23 protein-coding genes and 1 other RNA gene are annotated in these 21015 nt (G+C 55.5%); 11 read left to right on the forward strand and 13 right to left on the reverse strand.

Features of this window, described 5'->3' with window-relative positions; translation table 11 throughout:
- The first annotated feature begins 17 nt into the window (after positions 1-17).
- Positions 18-1055, forward strand: a complete 1038-nt coding sequence (locus tag B3511_RS19165) for a permease (protein WP_286790073.1) — start codon at positions 18-20, stop codon at positions 1053-1055.
- Positions 1056-1117: 62 nt separating this feature from the next.
- On the opposite strand, the gene dolP is transcribed toward B3511_RS19165, so the two are convergent.
- Genes dolP through B3511_RS19185 form a run of 4 tightly spaced genes read right to left on the reverse strand, consistent with a single transcriptional unit; the run spans position 1118 to position 4833 of the window.
- Complete coding sequence (dolP, locus tag B3511_RS19170) at positions 1118-1693, reverse strand: division/outer membrane stress-associated lipid-binding lipoprotein (RefSeq protein WP_040073912.1); 576 nt, start codon at positions 1691-1693, stop codon at positions 1118-1120.
- Positions 1694-1702: 9 nt separating this feature from the next.
- Positions 1703-2293, reverse strand: coding sequence for a DnaA initiator-associating protein DiaA (gene diaA, locus B3511_RS19175; RefSeq protein WP_006178740.1), 591 nt, complete (start codon positions 2291-2293; stop codon positions 1703-1705).
- 21 nt (positions 2294-2314) lie between these two features.
- The gene (locus B3511_RS19180; protein WP_040073913.1) at positions 2315-2710 is read right to left on the reverse strand and encodes a YraN family protein; all 396 of its coding nucleotides are present in this window, start codon (positions 2708-2710) and stop codon (positions 2315-2317) included.
- Entirely contained in the window at positions 2668-4833 is a 2166-nt protein-coding gene (locus B3511_RS19185) for a penicillin-binding protein activator (RefSeq protein WP_286790074.1), read from the reverse strand. Before B3511_RS19185 ends, B3511_RS19180 begins: the two co-directional genes overlap by 43 nt.
- 62 nt (positions 4834-4895) lie before the next feature.
- Here B3511_RS19185 and rsmI point away from each other — a divergent pair, with 62 nt between their 5' ends.
- A complete protein-coding gene (rsmI, locus tag B3511_RS19190) occupies positions 4896-5759 on the forward strand; it encodes a 16S rRNA (cytidine(1402)-2'-O)-methyltransferase (RefSeq protein ID WP_046885796.1) in 864 nt (287 codons plus the stop codon).
- Between the two features lie 143 nt (positions 5760-5902).
- Here the strand turns inward: rsmI and garD are convergent, their stop codons facing one another.
- Complete coding sequence (garD, locus tag B3511_RS19195; protein ID WP_040073916.1) at positions 5903-7474, reverse strand: galactarate dehydratase; 1572 nt, start codon at positions 7472-7474, stop codon at positions 5903-5905.
- Positions 7475-7884: 410 nt separating this feature from the next.
- Here garD and garP point away from each other — a divergent pair, with 410 nt between their 5' ends.
- The 8 genes from garP (at position 7885) to B3511_RS19235 (ending at position 15638) form a co-directional block, all read left to right on the forward strand.
- A complete protein-coding gene (garP, locus tag B3511_RS19200; RefSeq protein WP_040073917.1) occupies positions 7885-9219 on the forward strand; it encodes a galactarate/glucarate/glycerate transporter GarP in 1335 nt (444 codons plus the stop codon).
- 15 nt (positions 9220-9234) lie between these two features.
- On the forward strand, positions 9235-10005 hold the full coding sequence (gene garL / locus B3511_RS19205; RefSeq protein WP_046885797.1) for a 2-dehydro-3-deoxyglucarate aldolase: 771 nt from the start codon (positions 9235-9237) through the stop codon (positions 10003-10005).
- Between the two features lie 31 nt (positions 10006-10036).
- Entirely contained in the window at positions 10037-10927 is an 891-nt protein-coding gene (garR, locus tag B3511_RS19210) for a 2-hydroxy-3-oxopropionate reductase (protein WP_046885798.1), read from the forward strand.
- A 60-nt stretch (positions 10928-10987) separates the two neighbouring features.
- Positions 10988-12133: a glycerate 2-kinase gene (garK, locus tag B3511_RS19215; RefSeq protein WP_212476736.1), complete on the forward strand. Its 1146-nt coding sequence runs from the start codon at positions 10988-10990 to the stop codon at positions 12131-12133.
- 32 nt (positions 12134-12165) lie between these two features.
- Positions 12166-12543, forward strand: an RNA gene (rnpB, locus tag B3511_RS19220) — RNase P RNA component class A.
- A 49-nt stretch (positions 12544-12592) separates the two neighbouring features.
- The gene (locus tag B3511_RS19225) at positions 12593-12841 is read left to right on the forward strand and encodes a hypothetical protein (protein ID WP_286790075.1); all 249 of its coding nucleotides are present in this window, start codon (positions 12593-12595) and stop codon (positions 12839-12841) included.
- 143 nt (positions 12842-12984) lie between these two features.
- Positions 12985-14316, forward strand: a complete 1332-nt coding sequence (locus tag B3511_RS19230) for a hypothetical protein (RefSeq protein WP_207292452.1) — start codon at positions 12985-12987, stop codon at positions 14314-14316.
- Between the two features lie 20 nt (positions 14317-14336).
- On the forward strand, positions 14337-15638 hold the full coding sequence (locus B3511_RS19235; RefSeq protein WP_286790076.1) for a serine dehydratase subunit alpha family protein: 1302 nt from the start codon (positions 14337-14339) through the stop codon (positions 15636-15638).
- A gap of 49 nt (positions 15639-15687) precedes the next feature.
- Here B3511_RS19235 and B3511_RS19240 read toward each other — a convergent pair whose 3' ends face one another.
- Entirely contained in the window at positions 15688-16389 is a 702-nt protein-coding gene (locus B3511_RS19240) for a pirin family protein (RefSeq protein ID WP_286790077.1), read from the reverse strand.
- A 105-nt stretch (positions 16390-16494) separates the two neighbouring features.
- Between B3511_RS19240 and B3511_RS19245 the strand changes: the two genes are divergently transcribed.
- Positions 16495-17391: a LysR family transcriptional regulator gene (locus B3511_RS19245; protein ID WP_040073923.1), complete on the forward strand. Its 897-nt coding sequence runs from the start codon at positions 16495-16497 to the stop codon at positions 17389-17391.
- Positions 17392-17428: 37 nt separating this feature from the next.
- On the opposite strand, the gene B3511_RS19250 is transcribed toward B3511_RS19245, so the two are convergent.
- The 7 genes from B3511_RS19250 to B3511_RS19280 form a co-directional block, all read right to left on the reverse strand.
- Positions 17429-17794: a DUF805 domain-containing protein gene (locus B3511_RS19250; protein WP_046885802.1), complete on the reverse strand. Its 366-nt coding sequence runs from the start codon at positions 17792-17794 to the stop codon at positions 17429-17431.
- 106 nt (positions 17795-17900) lie between these two features.
- Positions 17901-18887 carry a glutathione S-transferase family protein gene (locus B3511_RS19255; RefSeq protein ID WP_233800515.1) on the reverse strand — a complete coding sequence of 329 codons (987 nt, stop codon included), beginning with the start codon at positions 18885-18887 and terminating at the stop codon, positions 17901-17903.
- A gap of 68 nt (positions 18888-18955) precedes the next feature.
- A complete protein-coding gene (locus B3511_RS19260) occupies positions 18956-19348 on the reverse strand; it encodes a DoxX family protein (protein ID WP_040073926.1) in 393 nt (130 codons plus the stop codon).
- A 210-nt stretch (positions 19349-19558) separates the two neighbouring features.
- Positions 19559-19858 carry a YqjK-like family protein gene (locus B3511_RS19265; RefSeq protein WP_046885805.1) on the reverse strand — a complete coding sequence of 100 codons (300 nt, stop codon included), beginning with the start codon at positions 19856-19858 and terminating at the stop codon, positions 19559-19561.
- Positions 19855-20253: a phage holin family protein gene (locus tag B3511_RS19270; RefSeq protein WP_040073928.1), complete on the reverse strand. Its 399-nt coding sequence runs from the start codon at positions 20251-20253 to the stop codon at positions 19855-19857. Before B3511_RS19270 ends, B3511_RS19265 begins: the two co-directional genes overlap by 4 nt.
- A gap of 2 nt (positions 20254-20255) precedes the next feature.
- A complete protein-coding gene (locus B3511_RS19275) occupies positions 20256-20561 on the reverse strand; it encodes a DUF883 family protein (protein ID WP_040073929.1) in 306 nt (101 codons plus the stop codon).
- Positions 20562-20590: 29 nt separating this feature from the next.
- A complete protein-coding gene (locus B3511_RS19280) occupies positions 20591-20959 on the reverse strand; it encodes a DUF1090 domain-containing protein (RefSeq protein WP_040073930.1) in 369 nt (122 codons plus the stop codon).
- Between the last annotated feature and the right edge of the window lie 56 nt (positions 20960-21015).

A 21015-nucleotide genomic window follows, 5' to 3' on the forward strand; every position in this document is an offset into this window, starting at 1 on the left:
ACTCCCCGGGGAATGCTATGACTGGTCAGTCTTCATCTCAGGCGGCAACACCACTGCAGTGGTGGAAGCCCGCTCTCTTTTTTCTCGTTGTTATTATTGGGCTCTGGTATGTGAAGTGGCAGCCCTATTACGGCAAAGCCTTTACTGCCGCCGATACCCACTCGATCGGTAAATCAATTCTCGCTAACGCCAACAGCAGCCCGCTGCAGGCGGCGTGGGACTATGCGCTGGTCTACTTCCTGGCCGTATGGAAAGCTGCGGTGCTAGGGGTATTACTTGGCTCGCTGATCCAGGTGCTGATCCCACGTAACTGGCTGCTGCGAACCTTAGGGAAACCCCGTTTTCAGGGGACGCTGCTGGGTACGCTCTTCTCATTGCCGGGCATGATGTGCACGTGCTGTGCCGCGCCGGTGGCCGCCGGGATGCGTCGCCAGCAAGTGTCGATGGGCGGGGCGCTGGCATTCTGGATGGGCAACCCGCTGCTCAACCCCGCCACGCTGGTGTTTATGGGCTTCGTGCTTGGCTGGCATTTTGCCATTATTCGTCTGGTCGCGGGTCTGTTGACCGTGCTGGTGGTGGCAACCCTCGTGCAGAGACTGGTGAAAGAGACCGCCGTGACCCCTGCGCCGCTGCAGGTCGAACTCCCGGAGCCGCAGGGCAGTTTCCTGTCGCGCTGGGGTAAAGCGCTCTGGCAGCTCTTCTGGAGCACGATCCCGGTCTATATCCTTGCGGTGCTAGTCCTTGGCGCAGCCCGCGTCTGGCTCTTCCCGCATGCGGACGGTGCCGTTGAAAACTCGCTGCTGTGGGTGATCGCGTTGGCCGTGGCCGGTATGTTATTTGTAATTCCTACTGCCGCCGAGATCCCGATTGTGCAAACCATGATGCTGGCGGGTATGGGCGTCGCCCCGGCGCTGGCACTACTCATCACGCTTCCGGCGGTTAGCCTGCCATCGCTTATCATGCTGCGTAAATCATTCCCGGCAAAAGCGCTGTGGCTGACAGGGATGCTGGTTGCGCTGAGTGGAATCATTGTGGGAAGCATTGCGCTGGTATAAAAAAAGCCGGATGGCGTTAAGCGCATCCGGCCTGTTGTAAGACCTTCTTGAGGGCAAGAAGGTTATTTGATGAAGGTAAAGGCGGTAGTGACGTGCTTCACGCCGCTCACCCGGCTGGCGATATCCGCTGCCGCTTTGCCTTCACGATCGGTAACCAGACCGAGCAGGAAGACTTCACCGTTCTCGGTGGTCACTTTTACGTTGGAAGATTTCACCTGATCGCTACCCAACAGCTGCGAACGCACTTTGGTGGTGATCCAGGTATCCGATGACGCAGTGGTCAGACCGATTGGCTGCCCCTGACGTACTTCGTTGAACACCTCTGTCGCACCTTCAACGCCCATGGCGATCTGCTTCGCACGGGATGCCAGTTCGGTGGTGGGCGCCTGGCCTGCCAGCAGAACTTTGCCCTGATAAGCGGTAACGTTGATGCGCGCTTCTTTCTTAATCTGTTCGTCTTTGGACAACGCGCTGTTTACACGCAACTCAAGGGTGCCGTCATCTACCTGCGTGCCCACGGAGCGTGGGTCGGTTGCGGCTTTGGTGCTCACTGCGGCAGTACCCACGACCGCTGCGGCGACACATCCCTGAAGCAGCAGCGCAGAAATAAGGACTGCGAGGGGCGAAAATGCCTTCATGTTGACTCCTTAATCATCCTGGTGAGGGAAAAGCGTGTTATCGATCAGATCGCATAAACAGTTCACCGTCAGCATGTGCATCTCCTGGATGCGTGCACTGCGGTGAGAGGGAATGCGAATTTCCACATCCTGCGGACCCAAAAGCCCGGCCAGCTCGCCACCGTCGTATCCCGTCAGCGCTACGATAGTCATATCGCGGGTGACGGCCGCTTCTACGGCTTTGACGATGTCGCGGCTGTTACCGCGCGTAGAGATAGCCAGCAGCACATCACCGGCATGCCCTAACGCACGGACTTGCTTGGCATAGATTTCATCGTGAAGACGATCGTTAGCAATCGCTGTTAAGACCACGTTATCGGTATTAAGTGCAATGGCGGGTAAACTCGGACGCTCCGTTTCGAACCGGTTGATCATGCTGGCGGCGAAATGTTGGGCGTTGGCGGCCGAGGTACCATTACCGCAGCACAGAATTTTGTTGCCATTGAGCAGGGACTGCACCAGCGTCATCGCGGCGCGTGAGATGGCATCCGGCAGCGCTTCTGCCGCGGCTATCTGAGTCTGAATGCTTTCTGTGAAGCACACCTTAATTCTATCGAGCACAATATCCCTTAACGATCTGGTTTACGCGTCTTCGCCGAAGGCGTTTTTAAGCCATTCGATGGCGTTTCCGGTGAAGGCTACCACATCGAACCGGCAATCCACAGTATCAAAACTCCCATTATGGCGGGCAAGCCACACGCGGGCGGTCTGTAATAATTTTTGTTGCTTGGCCCGGGTCACGCTGGCGGCGGCACCGCCAAAGTGGGATGTTTGTCGATAGCGAACCTCGACAAACACCGTCACCTGGCCCTCTTTCATGATGAGGTCAATTTCACCGCCGCGCGCGCGGACGTTCGCGGCGATAAAGCGCAGTCCCTTGCTTTCCAGCCAGCGACGCGCCTGTAATTCCCATGCGTCGCCGGTCTGTTTACGGCTTAACTGGCCGGGACGATCTGCCCCTGCTGGTATTTGAGCCATGATAACTTCCTGTTAATCACGCAGTCCTGAGTCGCGGTCAGATCGCCAGTGTTGCCGCTAATTTCAAAGCCGGGTACCTGACGCATCTGAGTGAAGTGGTTTGCCAGCGCCCAGGCATCAACGCCCATGGCGTACAGGCGGGCCAGCGAGTAGTCGTTACGTACGCTGCCGAGCGCTTGCTGCATCAGCGCCGGGTTACTGCCGGCGAGCATGGGGATCTCACTGTACTGCAGACCTTCCATCTCCAGACGGAAGTCAGGGCCAGAGGTGCCCTGCGCGCTGCGGGAGCTGGCATACAGCGTCACGCCGCTCTGGCTACCATTGCGCATGGCAATCATCGGTTTGATGAAGGCGATCTCCTCCGGCGTGGCCACAATGTACGCTGAATCGACCTTACCGCCACCCGAGATTTGCGCATCCGTTGGCGGAGCCGGTATGTTCAGGCCGCCGATGGTCACACCCTGCTGCTGCGGCAGACTGGCGGTGACCGGGCTGCCACTCAGCGCGATACCTGCGCCGCCGTTAATCCCGGCGCGCAGCTCTGAGCTTGAGCCGAATTTCTGCTGCAGCACGATGCCGCCACCCAGCTGTTGCCACTCCTGGGCAAAGGCATTCGCGACGCGATCGCCCAGCGTAGAGCGTGGGGTCAGCAACAGGGGCGCCTGCTTACCTTGCTCATGGATATGACGCGCGGCGTCGCGGGCTTCGTCTTCCGGAGAGAGGGCGAAATAGCAGATATTGGCGCGGTTCTGTACCTGCTCTGGCTGATTAAGCGCCAGCACGTTTAACGTGGTGTTGCTCTTCATCAGCTCCTCTACGTTGTTTTTCAACAGCGGCCCGACCACGATGCTGGCGCCATCCTGTTGAACCTGAGCCAGCACCTGATCCAAAGGTTGTGCGCTGGTGTCATAAATCTTCAGCTCAGCGCCCGGGTTCGCCGTGGTCGCTGCTACGGCCTGCGGTTGCGCAGCCGGTTGTTGTGGCTCAGTAATCTGCGGTTGTGCCGCCTGTTGTTGTGGCTCCGTGGTCTGCGGCTGCTCCGTGGCTGCCGCATTCGTCGCCGGGGTGGCCTGCGATTGCGGAGCTTGCTGGGTCGCCGGGGCTGCGGATGGGGTGGTAGGGGCGGTAACCGGGTTCTGCATCGTGCCCTGCGGCTGGGTCGCCGTCAGATCGCTGGTCTCTGCCGCAGAAGGGCTAACAACGTCATTCACGTTTGCAGCCTGAGCTGTCTGCGCCGGTACTGCGCTCCCCGTCACCGCCGTGGTGCCGTTTTTCGCGGCTTCAAAGCCTTGCTGGATGGTGCGTCCAAATACGGCTGCCTGGCCATTTAAAGGCAGCAGCAGCGCAATTTTGCTGGTGGAGGCAGGTTTGAAATTCTGCACGTTCACCAGCTGCGTTGGCAGCATTTTAGCACCAGGGTTGTTGGGATAACGGGTCTGCCAGTCGGTAATACCCGCTTTCAACATCGTGGGATCATTGCGGTTATCAAACCAGACGCGCTGGAGATCCAGCCAGCCCTGCAGAATGTTTTCATCGGCGTTGATCACCAGCTTACTAGCTTGATCCTGCGTCATGGACGACAGCGCCTGCCAGGTGGCATCAATATTCTTTTGCTTCAGATCTCCTGCCAGCAAAGGCTCTTGCGCAATCAGAGCACGGAGAAGCGTCAGGGAAGGGCGGCCTTGCTCGGTGGTAATGACGGCCTGCCAGTAACGTGCCTGCTGGTTGTTTTCCAGTGCATTGACGTCAATATCGGCAAGGATCTTTTTCGCGCCAGCAGCGTCGTTCTGTGCCACTTTCAGCTCAGCGGCAAGAAGCTGCTGCTCGCGACGCTGGCTGTCGGTGAGATCCTGCGGCAACTGGTTAAACAGTTCGCTTGCCCGCTGGGTTTGGCCTTCTTTCAGCAGTGCACGAATGGCAAGTAATTGCCAGTTGATCCTGGTATCATTCGAGCTCTGCTCCATCTGGTGCAGATAATAGCCGGAATCAGCCTGAGCAGTGCCCTCCATGTGAGGAGTCGTCTGATCGGGCGCCTGGGTGCCACAGCCTGCAAAAATCAGCGCGGCAACCACAAGGGGAAGGCTGCGCGTGACTTTGTTACGAAGAAACGTTAAGGGTACCATACTGTATCCAGTGATATTTTTTTACGCATGCTCAATATTAAATCGGCAATACGGATGAAACAATGAAACAACACGAAACGGCAGATAATTCTCAGGGTCAACTGTATATTGTACCTACTCCCATCGGGAATTTGTCTGATATTACCCAACGTGCACTCACCGTATTGCAAAGCGTTGATTTAATTGCCGCTGAAGACACTCGCCATACGGGATTACTGCTACAGCATTTCGCTATCAGCGCGCGGTTGTTCGCGCTGCACGACCATAATGAGCAGCAAAAGGCAGAGACGCTGGTCGCGAAGCTGAAAGAGGGGCAGAACATTGCCCTGGTATCAGATGCCGGCACGCCGCTCATCAACGATCCTGGATACCACCTGGTGCGTACCTGCCGGGAAGCGGGCATCCGCGTCGTGCCACTACCTGGCCCCTGTGCCGCCATCGCGGCCTTAAGCGCTGCGGGTCTGCCTTCCGATCGTTTCTGCTATGAAGGTTTCTTACCGGCAAAATCCAAAGGCCGCCGCGACGTACTTAAAGCGCTGGAAGCCGAGCCGCGCACGCTTATTTTCTATGAATCCACCCACCGCCTGCTGGAGAGCTTAGAAGATATGGTCGCCGTCTGGGGAACGTCGCGCTACGTGGTGCTGGCACGTGAGCTCACCAAAACCTGGGAGACGATCCATGGCTTGCCCGTCGGCGATCTGCTGGCGTGGGTTAAAGCGGACGAGAACCGTCGTAAGGGCGAGATGGTGCTGATTGTGGAAGGCCACAAAGCCGAAGAGGACGCGCTGCCTGCCGATGCGCTGCGCACCCTGGCGCTGTTGCAGGCCGAGCTTCCTCTGAAGAAAGCCGCCGCGCTGGCAGCCGAAATCCACGGTGTGAAAAAGAATGCGCTGTATAAATACGCCCTGGAGCAGCAAGGGGAGTAAGCGGTGAGCCGGTATCACACCGGCCAGCCTCAATCTGGCCGTTGAGATCGCTTAACGGCAGACACCTTCGGCCGGCATCCTGCGCTGAATGCAGAATAAAAAAAGCATGGCCGAAGCCATGCTAAGCAAGGTTTACTGCCAACTCAGGTAACCGGCGCCGGGTTAAACACCGCCAGTTGATTGTGCAAGCCCCACTGGTCAGAGAAGGTTTTCTTACGGCCGCTCGCCACATCAAGAATAAAGTGGAACAGCTTCCAGCCCACATCCTCAATGCTCTCTTCTCCGGTGGCGATGGTGCCAGCGTTGATATCCATTAAGTCAAACCAGCGGTTTGCTAACTCGGTGCGGGTGGCCATCTTGATCACCGGAACCGCCATCAGGCCGTACGGGGTGCCGCGTCCGGTGGTGAACACCTGTACGGTGATACCGGAGGCCACCTGCTGGGTGCCGCAGACGAAGTCGCTCGCCGGGGTCGCCGCGTAGATCAGACCGCGTTTGGTTGGGCGCTGACCCGGGGACAACACTTCCACGATGGCGCTCTGGCCAGATTTGGCAATCGAGCCGAGGGCTTTCTCCACCACGTTTGCCAGGCCGCCTTTTTTGTTGCCCGGAGAGGGGTTAGCGCTGCGGTCGGTTTTACCCATATCAAGATAGTTGTCGTACCAGGCCATCTCTTCCAGCAGACGTTTACCCACCTCTTCATTGACGGCGCGCGGGGTCAGCAGATGGATTGCGTCACGCACTTCCGTGACCTCAGAGAACATTACCGTGGCGCCGCAGCGTACAAACAGGTCCGAGGCGTAGCCGACCGCCGGGTTCGCGGTCACGCCTGAAAACGCATCGCTGCCGCCGCACTGGGTACCCACAACCAGCTCGGAAGCCGGACAGGTTTCACGCTGGCGTTGATTAAGTTTCGCCAGATGGCGTTCGGCCACCTGTAAAATGTCGTCGACCATCGAACGGAAGCCTACGTGCTGCTCGTCCTGCAGACGCACGATACTGGCGTCATCCACCGGAATAGCCTGTACATCTTCGGTGCCCATCAGCAGTTTTTCTGGCTGCAGTTTTTCACAGCCGAGCCCGATGACCATCACCTCGCCGCCGAAGTTGGGGTTCAGAGCGATGTTATGAATCGTCCGGATGGGGACGATGGCCGCCGGGGCGTTGATCGCCACGCCGCAGCCGTACAGGTGGTTAAGTCCTACCACGCCGTCGACGTTCGGGTATTTAGGCAGGAGATCACGCTCAATGATTTTCACCACATAATCCACCACGCCTGCCACGCAGTGTACGCTGGTGCTAATGCCGAGCAGATTTTTTGTACCTACGCTGCCGTCTGCGTTGCGGTAGCCTTCAAAGGTGTAGCCTTCGAGCGGCGGCAGCGGCTCCGGCACGCGGGTCGCCAGCGGCAGGGTATTCAGCGGTGGAGCTTTTGGCAGTTCGACCAGTGATTCATCGATCCAGCTGCCCTGTGGAATAGCACGCACCGCGTAGCCAATAACTTCACCGTAACGAACAATTTCGCCTTTCGCCGGGATATCCACCAGCGCCACCTTATGTCCCTGCGGGATATGCTCAATCAGCTCCAGTCCGTCCGGGAAGCGGGTTCCTGCTTTTAACCCATAATCGTTAACAATAATCGCCACGTTATCGGTGTCATGCACCTTTATATAAAACGCCGTCGGCGACTCTTGACGAATTTCGATGTCGGCCATTGTTCAGTATTCTCCAGCGAAGTTTTAGATATTAAAAGTCGATAAGAGGATGCTTATTTTCTTATTGTCAGAAATAAAGTCTCGGTCTTGTTGAATAAAGAATGTCAGGACTCCGGGAATAAAAATGTGATCATGATCACTCATCGGGGAGAGAGGGCACCGCGACTGGCGGCTTATGCGTAAATCTGTGCATCAGCGCCCAGGATGTTGTGCATATGCTCAAGATATTATTCGTTATTGGCGTGATAATTGAGCTTTAACACAATGTGCAGGTTGAGTCTGATGTTTATACTTATTCTCGATTTCATTGTATCTGGTTAATTAATTGATATTACCTGCTGTCTAAAATAACCAGGGAAACTTCTTCTTAAAATAATAAAAAGTATAGCGATGTGCCCGAGGAATTATATATGAGCCTGGATACTGCTGTAGAAACGAAAAAGGGTATTCATACCCGTCATTTAATATTGCTGATTATTTTTATTGTGACTGCGGTTAACTACGCTGACCGCGCGACCTTATCGATTGCCGGGACGGAAGTGGCAAAGGAGCTGCAGTTAAGTGCTGTGTCGATGGGATACATCTTCTCCGCATTCGGCTGGGCTTATCTGCTGATGCAGATCCCGGGCGGCTGGCTGCTGGATAAGTTTGGCTCCAAAAAAGTCTATACCTACAGTCTGTTCTTCTGGTCCCTGTTTACCTTCCTGCAGGGCTTTGTCGATATGTTCCCGCTGGCCTGGGCCGGTGTGTCGATGTTCTTCATGCGCTTTATGCTCGGCTTCTCGGAAGCGCCCTCCTTCCCGGCAAACGCCCGTATCGTGGCTGCCTGGTTCCCGACCAAAGAGCGTGGCACCGCATCGGCGATCTTTAACTCTGCACAGTACTTCTCGCTGGCGCTGTTCTCGCCGCTGCTGGGCTGGTTGACCTTTGCCTGGGGCTGGGAACATGTCTTTACCGTTATGGGTGTCATTGGCTTTGTGCTGACCGGCATGTGGGTGAAGTTCATTCACAACCCGACCGACCATCCGCGCATGTCTGCTGAAGAGCTGAAATTCATCTCTGAGAATGGCGCTGTGGTCGATATGGATCACAAAAAGCCCGGCGACAAAGCAGCGAATGGTCCAAAGCTGCATTATATCAAACAGTTATTGACTAACCGCATGATGCTGGGCGTCTTTTTTGGTCAATACTTTATCAACACCATTACCTGGTTCTTCCTCACCTGGTTCCCTATCTACCTGGTGCAGGAGAAGGGGATGTCGATTCTGAAGGTGGGCCTGGTCGCCTCCATCCCCGCGCTGTGTGGTTTTGCCGGTGGTGTGCTGGGCGGTGTGTTCTCGGATCACCTGATTAAACGCGGTATGTCACTGACGCTGGCACGTAAATTACCTATCGTGCTCGGGATGCTGCTGGCCTCGACCATCATTCTGTGTAACTACACCAATAACACCACGCTGGTGGTGATGCTGATGGCGCTGGCATTCTTTGGAAAAGGCTTTGGCGCGCTGGGCTGGCCCGTTATCTCCGATACCGCGCCGAAAGAGATTGTTGGCCTGTGCGGTGGGGTATTCAACGTATTCGGTAACGTAGCGTCAATCGTCACTCCGCTGGTGATTGGCTATCTGGTAAGTGAGCTGCATTCGTTTAACGCGGCGCTGGTCTTCGTAGGCTGTTCGGCGCTGATGGCGATGGTCTGCTACCTGTTCGTGGTAGGCGACATCAAACGTATGGAATTGCAGAAATAAGCAAAGGTATAAGCGATGAGTAACGATATCTTCCCGAACAAATTCAAAGCTGCGCTGGCGGCAAAAGAGATCCAAATCGGCTGCTGGTCTGCTCTGGCGAGCCCCATCAGCACCGAAGTGCTGGGCCTGGCAGGTTTCGACTGGCTGGTACTGGACGGCGAACATGCCCCGAACGATGTCACCACCTTTATTCCTCAGCTGATGGCGCTGAAGGGGAGCCACAGTGCACCGGTCGTGCGCGTGCCGACCAACGAGCCTGTGATCATCAAGCGCCTACTGGATATCGGGTTTTACAACTTCCTGATTCCGTTTGTGGAGAGCGAAGAAGAGGCGGTGCAGGCGGTGGCCTCTACCCGTTACCCGCCGGAAGGGATCCGTGGCGTATCGGTTTCTCATCGCGCCAACATGTTTGGCACCGTGCCGGACTACTTAGCGCAGTCCAACAAAAACATCACCATCCTGGTACAGATTGAAAGCCAGCAGGGGGTGGATAACCTGGACGCTATCGCCGCCACCGACGGTGTAGACGGTATCTTTGTCGGGCCAAGCGATCTGGCTGCCGCTTTTGGTCACCTGGGTAATGCCAACCACCCGGACGTACAGCGTGCTATTCAGCATATTTTTGCCCGCGCCAAGGCACACGGTAAGCCGTGCGGCATTTTGGCGCCGGTTGAGGCTGATGCCCGTCGTTATCTGGAGTGGGGCGCAACCTTCGTCGCCGTAGGCAGTGACCTGGGCGTATTCCGTTCCGCCACGCAGAAATTAGCGGATTCCTTTAAAAAATAATCACCACTGAGAGAAAGAGAGAGACGCAATTATGACGATGAAAGTTGGTTTTATTGGCCTGGGTATCATGGGTAAACCAATGAGTAAAAACCTCATCAAAGCAGGTTACTCACTGGTGGTTGCTGACCGTAATCCCGACGCTATTGCGGATGTGATTGCCGCCGGGGCAGAAACAGCCGCCTCTGCGAAAGCCATTGCAGAGCAGTGCGATGTGATTATCACGATGCTGCCAAACTCCCCGCACGTAAAAGAGGTGGCGCTGGGTGAAGGCGGCATTATTGAAGGGGCGAAGCCGGGCCTGGTGGTCATTGATATGAGTTCTATCGCCCCGCTGGCGAGCCGCGAAATCAGCGAAGCGCTGAAGGCGAAAGGCGTAGATATGCTGGATGCGCCGGTCAGCGGCGGTGAACCGAAAGCGATCGACGGCACCCTGTCCGTGATGGTAGGCGGCGATAAAGCGATTTTTGACAAATATTATGACCTGATGAAAGCGATGGCAGGCTCCGTGGTTCATACCGGCGAAATCGGTGCCGGTAACGTGACCAAGCTGGCGAACCAGGTGATCGTCGCGCTGAACATCGCCGCGATGTCCGAAGCGCTGAGCCTGGCAACCAAAGCAGGAGTTAACCCGGACCTAGTGTATCAGGCTATTCGTGGCGGCCTGGCGGGCAGTACCGTGCTGGATGCGAAGGCACCTATGGTGATGGATCGTAACTTCAAGCCTGGCTTCCGTATCGATCTGCATATCAAAGATCTGGCGAACGCGCTGGATACCTCTCACGGCGTAGGGGCGCAGCTGCCGCTCACCGCAGCGGTTATGGAGATGATGCAGGCGCTGCGTGCAGATGGACTGGGCACGGCGGATCACAGCGCAATCGCATGCTATTACGAAAAACTGGCGAAAGTGGAAATCACGCGCTAACGAAGAAGGGCGTGGGGACGCGCCCGGTATTTCTGCCTCGAGCGGTAACAGGCTATAACTATGAAAATCGTAATTGCCCCTGACTCTTACAAAGAAAGTCTCTCCGCTACCGAGGTAGCGCAGGCAATAGAAAAAGGATTTCGGGAAATTTTCCCCGACGCAGAATATGTCTCTGTTCCGGTCGCCGACGGCGGCGAAGGCACGGTCGAAGCGATGATCGCCGCCACAAACGGCGCGCTACAGCACGCTGCCGTCACCGGGCCACTGGGTGAAACGGTGAATGCCTGCTGGGGTATCTCTGGCGATGGCACCACGGCTTTTATCGAAATGGCGGCGGCCAGCGGCCTGGCGCTGGTGCCTCCGGCACAACGTAACCCCTTAACCACCACCTCTCGCGGCACCGGGGAGCTGATCCTCGCTGCGCTGGATAAAGGGGCGCGTAATATCATTATTGGCATCGGTGGCAGCGCCACTAACGACGGCGGCGCGGGCATGGTCCAGGCACTGGGGGCCCGGCTGGTGGATGCTAATGGCACCGATATTGGTTATGGCGGCGGAAGCCTGGTGGCGCTGAATCATATTGATACCAGCGGCCTCGACCCGCGCCTTAAGCATTGCGCTATTCGCGTGGCCTGTGACGTGACCAACCCGCTGGTGGGGGAGACGGGCGCCTCGAGGATTTTCGGCCCACAGAAAGGGGCGACGGAGGCGATGATTGTCGAGCTGGATACCAATCTTGGGCACTTCGCCGACGTGATTAAAGCATCGCTGCGTATCGACGTGAAAAATATGCCGGGTGCCGGCGCGGCAGGCGGTATGGGCGCGGCGCTGACCGCCTTCCTTGGTGCGGAACTGCGTAGCGGTATCGAAATTGTCACCCAGGCCCTGCATCTGGAAGAACATATCCACGATTGTACGCTGGTAGTCACAGGGGAAGGACGCCTCGACAGCCAGAGTATTCACGGCAAAGTGCCGGTGGGCGTGGCAAGCGTAGCCAAAAAATATCATAAACCGGTGATTGGTATCGCCGGCAGTCTGACCCGCGACGTCGCGGTGGTGCATCAGTATGGTATCGATGCCGTATTCAGCGTGCTGAACAGTATTGGGACGCTGGAAGAGGCCTTCCGTAACGCATCGGATAATATTTATCGCGCTTCGCGCAATGTTGCCGCCACCTTAAGGGTGGGGATGCACACGCGAGGGTGACAGCGGGGCGCAAACCCTCTATACTTCGCGCCGAAGCTGACCAGACAGTCGCCGCTTCGTCGTCGTCCCTTTCGGGGGAGACGGGCGGAGGGGAGGAAAGTCCGGGCTCCATAGGGCAGGGTGCCAGGTAACGCCTGGGGGGGAAACCCACGACCAGTGCAACAGAGAGCAAACCGCCGATGGCCCGCGCAAGTGGGATCAGGTAAGGGTGAAAGGGTGCGGTAAGAGCGCACCGCGCGGCTGGTAACAGTCCGTGGCACGGTAAACTCCACCCGGAGCAAGGCCAAATAGGGGTTCACATGGTACGGCCCGTACTGAACCCGGGTAGGCTGCTTGAGCCAGTGAGCGATTGCTGGCCTAGATGAATGACTGTCCAACGACAGAACCCGGCTTATCGGTCAGCTTCAACTCTTCAATAAAACCCCGCCTCGGCGGGGTTTTTGCTTATGGCCACCCGTAATGATGGCGATGAATGACTGTCCAACGACGCTATACCCAAAAGAAAGCGGCTTATCGGTCAGCTTCAACTTCTTAAAGAAAACCCCGCTACGGCGGGGTTTTTTGCTTTTTACTTCAAGAAAACCCCGCCTCGGCGGGGTTTTTGCTTTGGCATGTTTTTTAACGTGCAACGCTAATACCAAGAAAATCATTCCTTTAGGCACACAATTAGGAGCAATTTTTGCTCTAATTTTCGAAAAGCCTTATTAATATTGTGACTTTTTTCTCTTCACCTGCGGGTATGATTTTCCCCATTCCAATAATTCGCGCCTGCACATCTCTGGCTCATTATCGCTGATGAGCACAGACCCAAAAATGAGAACTCTATACCCTACACAATAAGCGAGAGCCTTATGGATACGGCGAAAAATAGCAGCGTGATGGTCACGGATTCCCCTGCGGCAATGCGAGCGGGAATGCGTGAAAGTGAATGGCAAGAAGCCATTAAATTCGACAGTACCGATACCGGTTGGATCATTATGAGTATCGGCATGGCGATAGGTGCGGGAATTGTTTTTCTCCCGGTCCAGGTGGGATTAATGGGCCTGTGGGTATTCCTGCTCTCCTCGATAATCGGTTATCCGGCGATGTATCTCTTCCAGCGTCTCTTTATAAATACGCTGGCGGAATCACCAGAATGCAAAGATTATCCGAGCGTTATTAGCGGCTACCTGGGCAAGAACTGGGGGATTTTATTGGGCGCGCTCTATTTCGTGATGCTGGTGATCTGGATGTTTGTCTACTCCACCGCGATCACCAATGACAGCGCCTCTTATTTACACACCTTTGGCATTACCGATGGCCTGCTTTCGGAAAATCCCTTCTACGGCTTGCTGCTGATCTGTATTTTGGTGGCGATCTCATCGCGCGGTGAAAAGCTCTTATTTAAGGTTTCAAGCCTGATGGTGCTTACAAAGCTGTTTGTCGTCGCGGCGCTGGGGCTGTCGATGATTGGGCTCTGGCACTTAGCCAACGTGGGTATGCTGCCGCCCGTCGGACTGCTGATTAAAAACGCCATTATTACGCTGCCCTTTACGCTCACTTCGATTCTTTTTATTCAGACGTTAAGCCCGATGGTGATCTCTTATCGCTCGCGAGAAAAGTCGGTAGAAGTCGCGCGCTATAAAGCGCTGCGGGCGATGAATATCGCCTTCGGCATTCTGTTTGTCACGGTCTTCTTTTACGCGGTCTCTTTCACGCTGGCGATGGGGCATGACGATGCGGTAAAAGCGTATGAACAGAATATTTCCGCACTGGCGATTGCGGCACAATTTATTAGCGGCGAAGGGGCGGGCTGGGTCAAAATTGTCAGCGTAATCCTCAATATTTTTGCCGTTATGACCGCGTTCTTCGGTGTGTATCTCGGCTTTCGCGAAGCCACACAGGGCATCGTGATGAATATTCTGCGCCGCAGGATGCCGGCAGAAAAAATCAATGAATCCCTGGTACAGCGCGGCATCATGCTTTTCGCCATTTTACTGGCCTGGAGCGCCATTGTCTTGAATGCGCCGGTACTGAGCTTCACCTCTATTTGCAGTCCTATCTTTGGCATGGTGGGGTGCTTAATTCCCGCCTGGCTGGTCTATAAAGTCCCCGCACTGCATAAATACAAAGGCGTATCGCTGATGATCATTATTATCACCGGCGTGCTGCTTTGCGTTTCTCCTTTCCTCGCCTTCTCCTGAGGATCATTTAGGTGGTTAAGATGTCTGAGTTCACGAATCCTTTATGGAACCCTTTTATTCGCGCTGTCCGGGCGGAAGTAAAACCTGCCCTTGGATGTACCGAACCCATCTCTCTGGCGCTGGCCTGTGCGATTGCCGCCGGGCAACTCGCGAAGCCGGTAACGCACATTGAAGCGTGGGTATCGCCAAATCTGATGAAAAACGGGCTGGGGGTAACGGTACCAGGAACCGGGATGGTCGGGCTGCCTGTTGCCGCGGCGCTGGGGGCGCTGGGGGGCAATCCGCAGGGCGGGCTGGAAGTGCTCAAAGAGGCCTCAGCCGAGGCGCTCACCAGGGCTAAAGCGTTGCTGGATGCCGGTAAAGTGCAGATAAACTTGCAGGTGCCGTGCGATGAGATCCTCTATTCCCGCGCCTGCGTCTATGCAGAGGATGAGTCAGCCTCGGTGACCATTGCCGGTGAACATACGCGTGTGATCGAGATTACCTGCGGCGGAAAAACATGTTTTCATCGCAATGAGAAGGTAGAGCACAACGACGATGATCCCCTGGCTGTACTTTCCACGGCTACGCTGTCGCAGATCTTTGAGTTTGCCGGGCACGTTCCCTTTGCGGATATCCGCTTCATCCTGGAGGCCGCCCGGCTCAACGATGCGCTTTCCCGCGAGGGGCTGAGCGGGAAATGGGGTCTCCATATCGGCGCTACGCTGCAAAAACAGCGCGAGCGTGGCTGGATGGCGCAGGATCTTGCGTCGGAGATTGTTATTCGCACCAGCGCCGCCTCGGACGCACGCATGGGCGGAGCGACACTGCCGGCGATGAGTAACTCAGGCTCTGGCAACCAGGGGATCGCTGCCACTATGCCGGTCGTGGTCGTTGCAGAGTATGTGCAGGCCGACGAGAACATGCTGGCACGGGCGTTAATGCTGTCTCACCTGGTGGCCATCTACATCCATAACCAGCTTCCGCGATTGTCGGCACTGTGTGCCGCCACGACGGCAGCAATGGGGGCAGCAGCAGGCATGGCCTGGCTAATGGGCGGTAACTACCAGACGATGGCGATGGCGATCGGCAGTATGATCGGGGATGTCAGTGGCATCATCTGTGACGGGGCGGCAAACAGCTGCGCCATGAAGGTCTCTACCAGCGTATCCAGTGCCTGGAAAGCGGTGATGATGGCACTGGAGGAGTCTGCCGTGACGGGCAATGAAGGGATAGTTGCGCAGGATGTGGAACAGTCGATCGCAAATCTGTGCGCACTGGCATGCCGCTCAATGCAGGCCACGGATAAGCAGATCATTGAGATTATGATGAGCAAAGTGTAACGCCTTTCCCCTGACCCTCTCTTTCTGAGAGGGTCAGCAGGGATTATCGTCACACCGGCAAATCAATCAGCAATGCCCGCAGCGGTGAATCGGCGACCAGGGTAATATTCGCTTCATCACGAATAAACGCCCCGTCACCACAGGTTAGCGCTTCTTTCCCTTGCGCATGCGTGACGGCATGTACCGTGCCGTGAATCGACTGCAGATAGGCGCGCGGGCCATGCAGCTGGAAGCTAAGCTCCTCGCCTTTCTTCAGCTCAATATGATGCAGCCAAATCTGCTGGCGCAGTTGCAGGCTACCCTGGCTGCCGTCCGGCGAAGCGAGCAGTTGCTGCTTACCGTCCTGCAATATCATCTTCTGAACCGGTGCATTTTCACGCTCCGGGCATGCGTCCAGCCACAGCTGCAGGCGGGTCAGCGTTTTGTCTTTGCTGAGATTATGCTCGCTATAACTTGTGCCTGGTTGGGTGGCAATCAACAGCGCTTCACCGGCCTTCGCCTGGACATGATTGCCTTCGCTGTCGCGGTACTCGGCTTCGCCTTCCAGAATCACATTAAGGATATCCACTTTAGGATAGGTACGTGGCTGGAAGGAGGCGCCTGGTGCAAGCACTTCCTGATTCAGCACGCGCAGTGAGGCGTAGCCCAACAGTTTCGGGTCAAAGTAGTGTCCAAAGGAAAAGGTATAGCGGGCCTGTAACCAACCGAAGTCGGCTTGTCCACACTGCTTTGCAGTTCTTGTAGTAATCATAATGCTTGACCTCTCTTTACACTAAAACAATGGTAAAGGTATGGACGCTGCATTGTTAGCCAGATATTCTGCCCACTATGTTCAAATTTCCTGAATGATAACGTTATGGCTAAAGAGAGAGCACTGACGCTTGAAGCGCTGCGCGTCATGGACGCGATTGACAGACGTGGCAGCTTTGCTGCGGCTGCAGACGAGCTGGGGCGCGTGCCGTCAGCCCTGAGTTACACCATGCAGAAGCTGGAAGAAGAGCTGGATGTGGTGTTATTTGACCGCTCCGGTCATCGAACAAAATTCACCAATGTTGGCCGCATGTTGCTTGAGCGCGGGCGTGTACTGCTGGAGGCGGCTGATAAACTCACTACCGATGCAGAGGCTCTGGCCCGCGGCTGGGAGACCCATCTCACTCTGGTAACAGAAGCGCTTGTCCCGACGCACGCGCTCTTCCCGCTGGTAGAAAGACTGGCGGATAAAGCCAATACGCAGCTGTCGATCATCACCGAGGTGCTGGCAGGGGCGTGGGAGCGTCTTGAAACGGGCAGGGCGGATATTGTCATTGCGCCGGATATGCACTTCCGATCCTCGTCTGAGATCAACTCCCGTAAGCTCTATAGCGTAATGAATGTCTATGTTGCTGCCCCGGATCATCCGATTCATGACGAGCCCGAGCCGCTCTCTGAAGTTACCCGCGTGAAGTACCGGGGTGTGGCGGTGGCCGATACCGCCCGCGAACGTCCGGTACTGACCGTGCAGCTGCTGGATAAGCAGCCGCGTCTCACCGTCAGTACGCTGGAAGATAAACGCCAGGCGCTGTTGGCCGGGCTGGGCGTCGCCACTATGCCTTATCCGTTTGTGGAAAAAGATATTGCTGAAGGGCGCCTGCGCGTGGTCAGCCCGGAGTACACTAGCGAAGTGGATATCATTATGGCGTGGCGTCGGGACAGCATGGGCGAGGCCAAATCCTGGTGCCTGCGCGAGATCCAGAAGCTGTTTACCGTCAAATAAGTGCATGCCCGGTGGCGCAATGCCGCCGGGCAAGGTATCAGGCTTGCCGTTTAGGATCCGGCCCGAAGCGGTTTTCACCCGGCGTGCCAGCCTGGCAGTTGAAGATCAGAATAATTAGCCAGCCGACGATGGGAATAAGCACCAGCAACAGCCACCACGCCGAACGGTCAGTGTCGTGCAGGCGCCGGAACAGAACAGCCCAGGACGGCAGCAGAACCAGCAGACCATAAATCGTCGTCAGCACCCCTTCGCCCCCGGCGCGCTCCCAGCCGAGCATTTTATCGAGGATGCCCAGCACGAGGATAAGGATGAAGTTCACCAGAACAAACATCCAGTACTCTTTGCGGCGGGCGCGGCCACCAAATCCAATGTAGTTGCGCAGTACTTTGAGATACCAGTCCATATATCTTGCCTCAATAATCAGTCAATCACTTGTTTTCTAAGCGATCGAGGTAAGAATAGACGGAGATTGTGAATAAAAAAAGGGCATCAATTGATGCCCTGAATATTTAGCCGAAACGGACGTCACGGCCATGCGGTTCGTTCAGATCCTGCCATGGACCAATGGAGATAATACCCGTTGGGTTGATGGTTTTATGGCTGCGGTAATAGTGGGTGCGGATGTGGTCAAAATCGACCGTTTCGGCAATCCCCGGCATCTGGTAGATGTCGCGCAGGAAACCATACAGGTTCATATAATCGCTGATGCGATGCTTATCGCATTTAAAGTGGGTGACATAGACCGGATCGAAACGTACCAGCGTTGTCCACAGACGAATATCGGCTTCTGTCAGTCGATCGCCGGTGAGGTAGCGATGCTGGCCAAGGATCTGCTCAATGCGCTCCAGCGACTCAAAGACTTTCTCGACCGCCTCGTCGTAAGCTTCCTGGCTGGTGGCAAACCCGGCCTTGTAAACACCGTTATTGACGTTGTCGTAAATCCAGCTATTCAGCTCATCAATTTTTTCCCGCAGTTCAGTGGGATAATAATCGCCCGCCCGCGCGCCGTGAGCATCAAAAGCGGTATTGAACATGCGGATAATTTCAGCCGATTCATTGCTGACGATGGTCTGGTTTTTCTTATCCCACAGTACCGGAACGGTGACGCGTCCAGTGTAATGTGGATCGGCACGCAGATAGAGCTGATAGAGAAAATCGTGGTGATAGAGGTCATCGCCCGTGGCGGCCGGGAAATCCTTGTCGAAGGTCCAGCCGTTTTCCAGCATCAGCGGGTTAACGACCGAAACGGGGATCAGCGATTCCAGCCCTTTCAGCGTGCGGACAATCAGTGTGCGATGCGCCCACGGACAGGCGAGTGAAACGTAGAGATGATAACGGTCTTTCTCCGCCGCGAAGCCGCCTTCACCGCTCGGGCCGGCGGAGCCGTCGGCGGTGAGCCAGTTGCGGAAGGCAGAAACAGAACGCTTAAAACGTCCTCCGGTAGATTTGGTGTCGTACCAGGTATCCTGCCAGACGCCGTCAACAAGTTGTCCCATTTTTTCCTCCTTCAGATAGCCAAAGCGAGGAGATATCTCCTCGCTTCAAGTTTACTCGGGTAATCGGCTTACCACTTTTTATTCAGCACACGGTCGATGCTGAATGCGCCTGGACCGGTGATACCCAGCAGCAGGAAACCGCCTGCGATAGTCAGGTTTTTCATGAACATCAGAGAGTTCACGCCTTCTGCAAAATTACTGTGGAAGATGAATGCCGTCAGCAGAGTAAAGCCTGCGGTGAACAGCGCGGTGGTACGGGTCAGGAAACCGAACAGAATTGCCAGACCGCCGCCAAACTCAAGCAGGATGGTCAGAGGCAGCAGGAACCCCGGTACGCCCATGGCTTCCATATACTGTTGCGTTCCTGCGTAACCAGTGATTTTGCCCCAGCCTGCTGTAATAAACAGAATCGGCATCAAAATACGCGCAACCAGTACACCAACATCTTCTAATTTTTTCATTTTACTCTCCACGAAACCACAAGGGCTGCTGATTTTTATTTTTCCGCAAATCCGGGCACCTGCCGCGCATTTGCTGTCGATGGAGAGGATATTAAACGGGGCGATTGGCAATTGTTAGCAAGGAAAACTGTCAATCTTAATCAAAGATATTGAGCAATCAGAAAGGGGTGCGCAGGCCGGAAGAGGACTAACCCGGCCTGCGGAGTGGGGCTAATTACCCAGCTGTTGCTGGCGAAGGGTCGACTTAACCAGTCGCCATGCGGTCCATGCGCCAAAACCGCGACGTGCCCAGCGAACCAGAAGATTGGGATGGCGTACCGTCCAGATAGCCATCACGCTGCTGCCAACCAGCGCCCATGAGCGTAAGCTCAGAAAGGTATTCCAGCCGCGATCGTACGAACGCGTTACGGCTAGCCAGTCGCGACGGCTGGCGGACAGATCCAACCGCTGCTGTTGGATCTGGCTCAGCAGAAACGCCTTTCGCTGTTGACGATCTGATTTGTCACTCACGACTTGTCATCCTCCAGCAGAGACCGGTCGTTGGCCAGTTCATGACGAGTATGACGGAGCAGGCTTGACTGACGCGCTTTGCGCATCGTCCAAATCCCGCCAATCAGGGCTGCCACCAGCAATACTACGGTAGTCGCGATCATGGCGTTCAGACGATACTGCGGATCAATCGCCCAGATAATCAGCACCATCAGGCTCATCAGGCCAAAGGCGGCGAAGAGCATGGTCAGCCCCAGCATAAGCAGCATCTGGAAGAGGTTGGCCTTCTCCTCTTCAAGTTCAACCACAGCCAGCCTGACGCGTGTCTCCACGATGCCAACCAGAGTGGTTAAAATACGCTGCCCAATGCCGAGGACGTTTTTTGCAGGGCCTTGTGCTTGACGAGGATCTTCCATAATCAACGACGCGTCAGCAGGACACCCAGAACGACACCGATAGCGGCGCCAATGCCCACTCCGGTCCACGGGTTGTCACGTACATATTCATCCGCGCGAGCGGCTGCTTCACGGGTCTGTTTGGCCAGCGCGTCACCTGTCTCACCCAGGCGATAACGGCTGTCTTTCAGGGCGCTTTCGGCTTTACTGCGCAGTTTGCTCAGCTCTTCCTTTGATTTGTCTGAAGAGGTATTCAGCACCTCTTCCAGGGTATCCGCCAGGGATTTCAGTTCAGCGCGCAGATGTTCCGATGTGGTATCTTTGGACATGATTCTCTCCTGTTAAGACTTCCGTTGGCTTAATAATCGCGAGACTCCAGCGCATGCAGCTCTTCCTGCGCTTCTTTCAGTTTCTTTTCACGCTTTTCGATCTTATCCGCATCGCCTTTCGCTTTTGCTTCCACCAGATCCTGACGGCGTTCGGCAATCTCTTCTTTCTGCTCAGCAATATCTTTCTGGTGTTCAGCACGCAGCTTACTGTCCGTACAGTTCGCCTGTACTTCACTCAGCGCTTTTTTCAGACCACTGATGCGGCTCTGATTGTTATGCTTTTCGGCGTAACTGATCTCACGCTTGATATCCTGTTCCTTCTCCTGACACAGGGAAGTGGCGAAAGACGCTGTGCTAATTGAAAAAAGGGCAAGACCCAGAACGATGCGGTAATTCATGATTGAAACCTTCCATTGTTAACGGCAAATCCTAACGAAATGCCGATTTTCCAGAG

It is taken from the genome of Leclercia sp. UBA1284, from assembly GCF_002308415.1.
GTDB classification, from domain to species: Bacteria; Pseudomonadota; Gammaproteobacteria; order Enterobacterales; family Enterobacteriaceae; genus Enterobacter; species Enterobacter pneumoniae.

Coding starts and splice junctions, on each gene's coding strand:
- garP (WP_040073917.1), top strand. CDS start 7,885: ATGAGCCTGGATACTGCTGTAGAAACGAAAAAGGGTATTCATACCCGT.
- garK (WP_212476736.1), top strand. CDS start 10,988: ATGAAAATCGTAATTGCCCCTGACTCTTACAAAGAAAGTCTCTCCGCT.
- B3511_RS19270 (WP_040073928.1), bottom strand. CDS start 20,253: ATGGAAGATCCTCGTCAAGCACAAGGCCCTGCAAAAAACGTCCTCGGC.
- dolP (WP_040073912.1), bottom strand. CDS start 1,693: ATGAAGGCATTTTCGCCCCTCGCAGTCCTTATTTCTGCGCTGCTGCTT.
- B3511_RS19230 (WP_207292452.1), top strand. CDS start 12,985: ATGGATACGGCGAAAAATAGCAGCGTGATGGTCACGGATTCCCCTGCG.
- garR (WP_046885798.1), top strand. CDS start 10,037: ATGACGATGAAAGTTGGTTTTATTGGCCTGGGTATCATGGGTAAACCA.
- B3511_RS19185 (WP_286790074.1), bottom strand. CDS start 4,833: ATGGTACCCTTAACGTTTCTTCGTAACAAAGTCACGCGCAGCCTTCCC.
- garL (WP_046885797.1), top strand. CDS start 9,235: ATGAGTAACGATATCTTCCCGAACAAATTCAAAGCTGCGCTGGCGGCA.
- B3511_RS19250 (WP_046885802.1), bottom strand. CDS start 17,794: ATGGACTGGTATCTCAAAGTACTGCGCAACTACATTGGATTTGGTGGC.
- B3511_RS19165 (WP_286790073.1), top strand. CDS start 18: ATGACTGGTCAGTCTTCATCTCAGGCGGCAACACCACTGCAGTGGTGG.
- B3511_RS19235 (WP_286790076.1), top strand. CDS start 14,337: ATGTCTGAGTTCACGAATCCTTTATGGAACCCTTTTATTCGCGCTGTC.
- garD (WP_040073916.1), bottom strand. CDS start 7,474: ATGGCCGACATCGAAATTCGTCAAGAGTCGCCGACGGCGTTTTATATA.
- B3511_RS19280 (WP_040073930.1), bottom strand. CDS start 20,959: ATGAATTACCGCATCGTTCTGGGTCTTGCCCTTTTTTCAATTAGCACA.
- B3511_RS19260 (WP_040073926.1), bottom strand. CDS start 19,348: ATGAAAAAATTAGAAGATGTTGGTGTACTGGTTGCGCGTATTTTGATG.
- B3511_RS19255 (WP_233800515.1), bottom strand. CDS start 18,887: ATGGGACAACTTGTTGACGGCGTCTGGCAGGATACCTGGTACGACACC.
- B3511_RS19245 (WP_040073923.1), top strand. CDS start 16,495: ATGGCTAAAGAGAGAGCACTGACGCTTGAAGCGCTGCGCGTCATGGAC.
- B3511_RS19225 (WP_286790075.1), top strand. CDS start 12,593: ATGATGGCGATGAATGACTGTCCAACGACGCTATACCCAAAAGAAAGC.
- B3511_RS19180 (WP_040073913.1), bottom strand. CDS start 2,710: ATGGCTCAAATACCAGCAGGGGCAGATCGTCCCGGCCAGTTAAGCCGT.
- rsmI (WP_046885796.1), top strand. CDS start 4,896: ATGAAACAACACGAAACGGCAGATAATTCTCAGGGTCAACTGTATATT.
- B3511_RS19240 (WP_286790077.1), bottom strand. CDS start 16,389: ATGATTACTACAAGAACTGCAAAGCAGTGTGGACAAGCCGACTTCGGT.
- B3511_RS19275 (WP_040073929.1), bottom strand. CDS start 20,561: ATGTCCAAAGATACCACATCGGAACATCTGCGCGCTGAACTGAAATCC.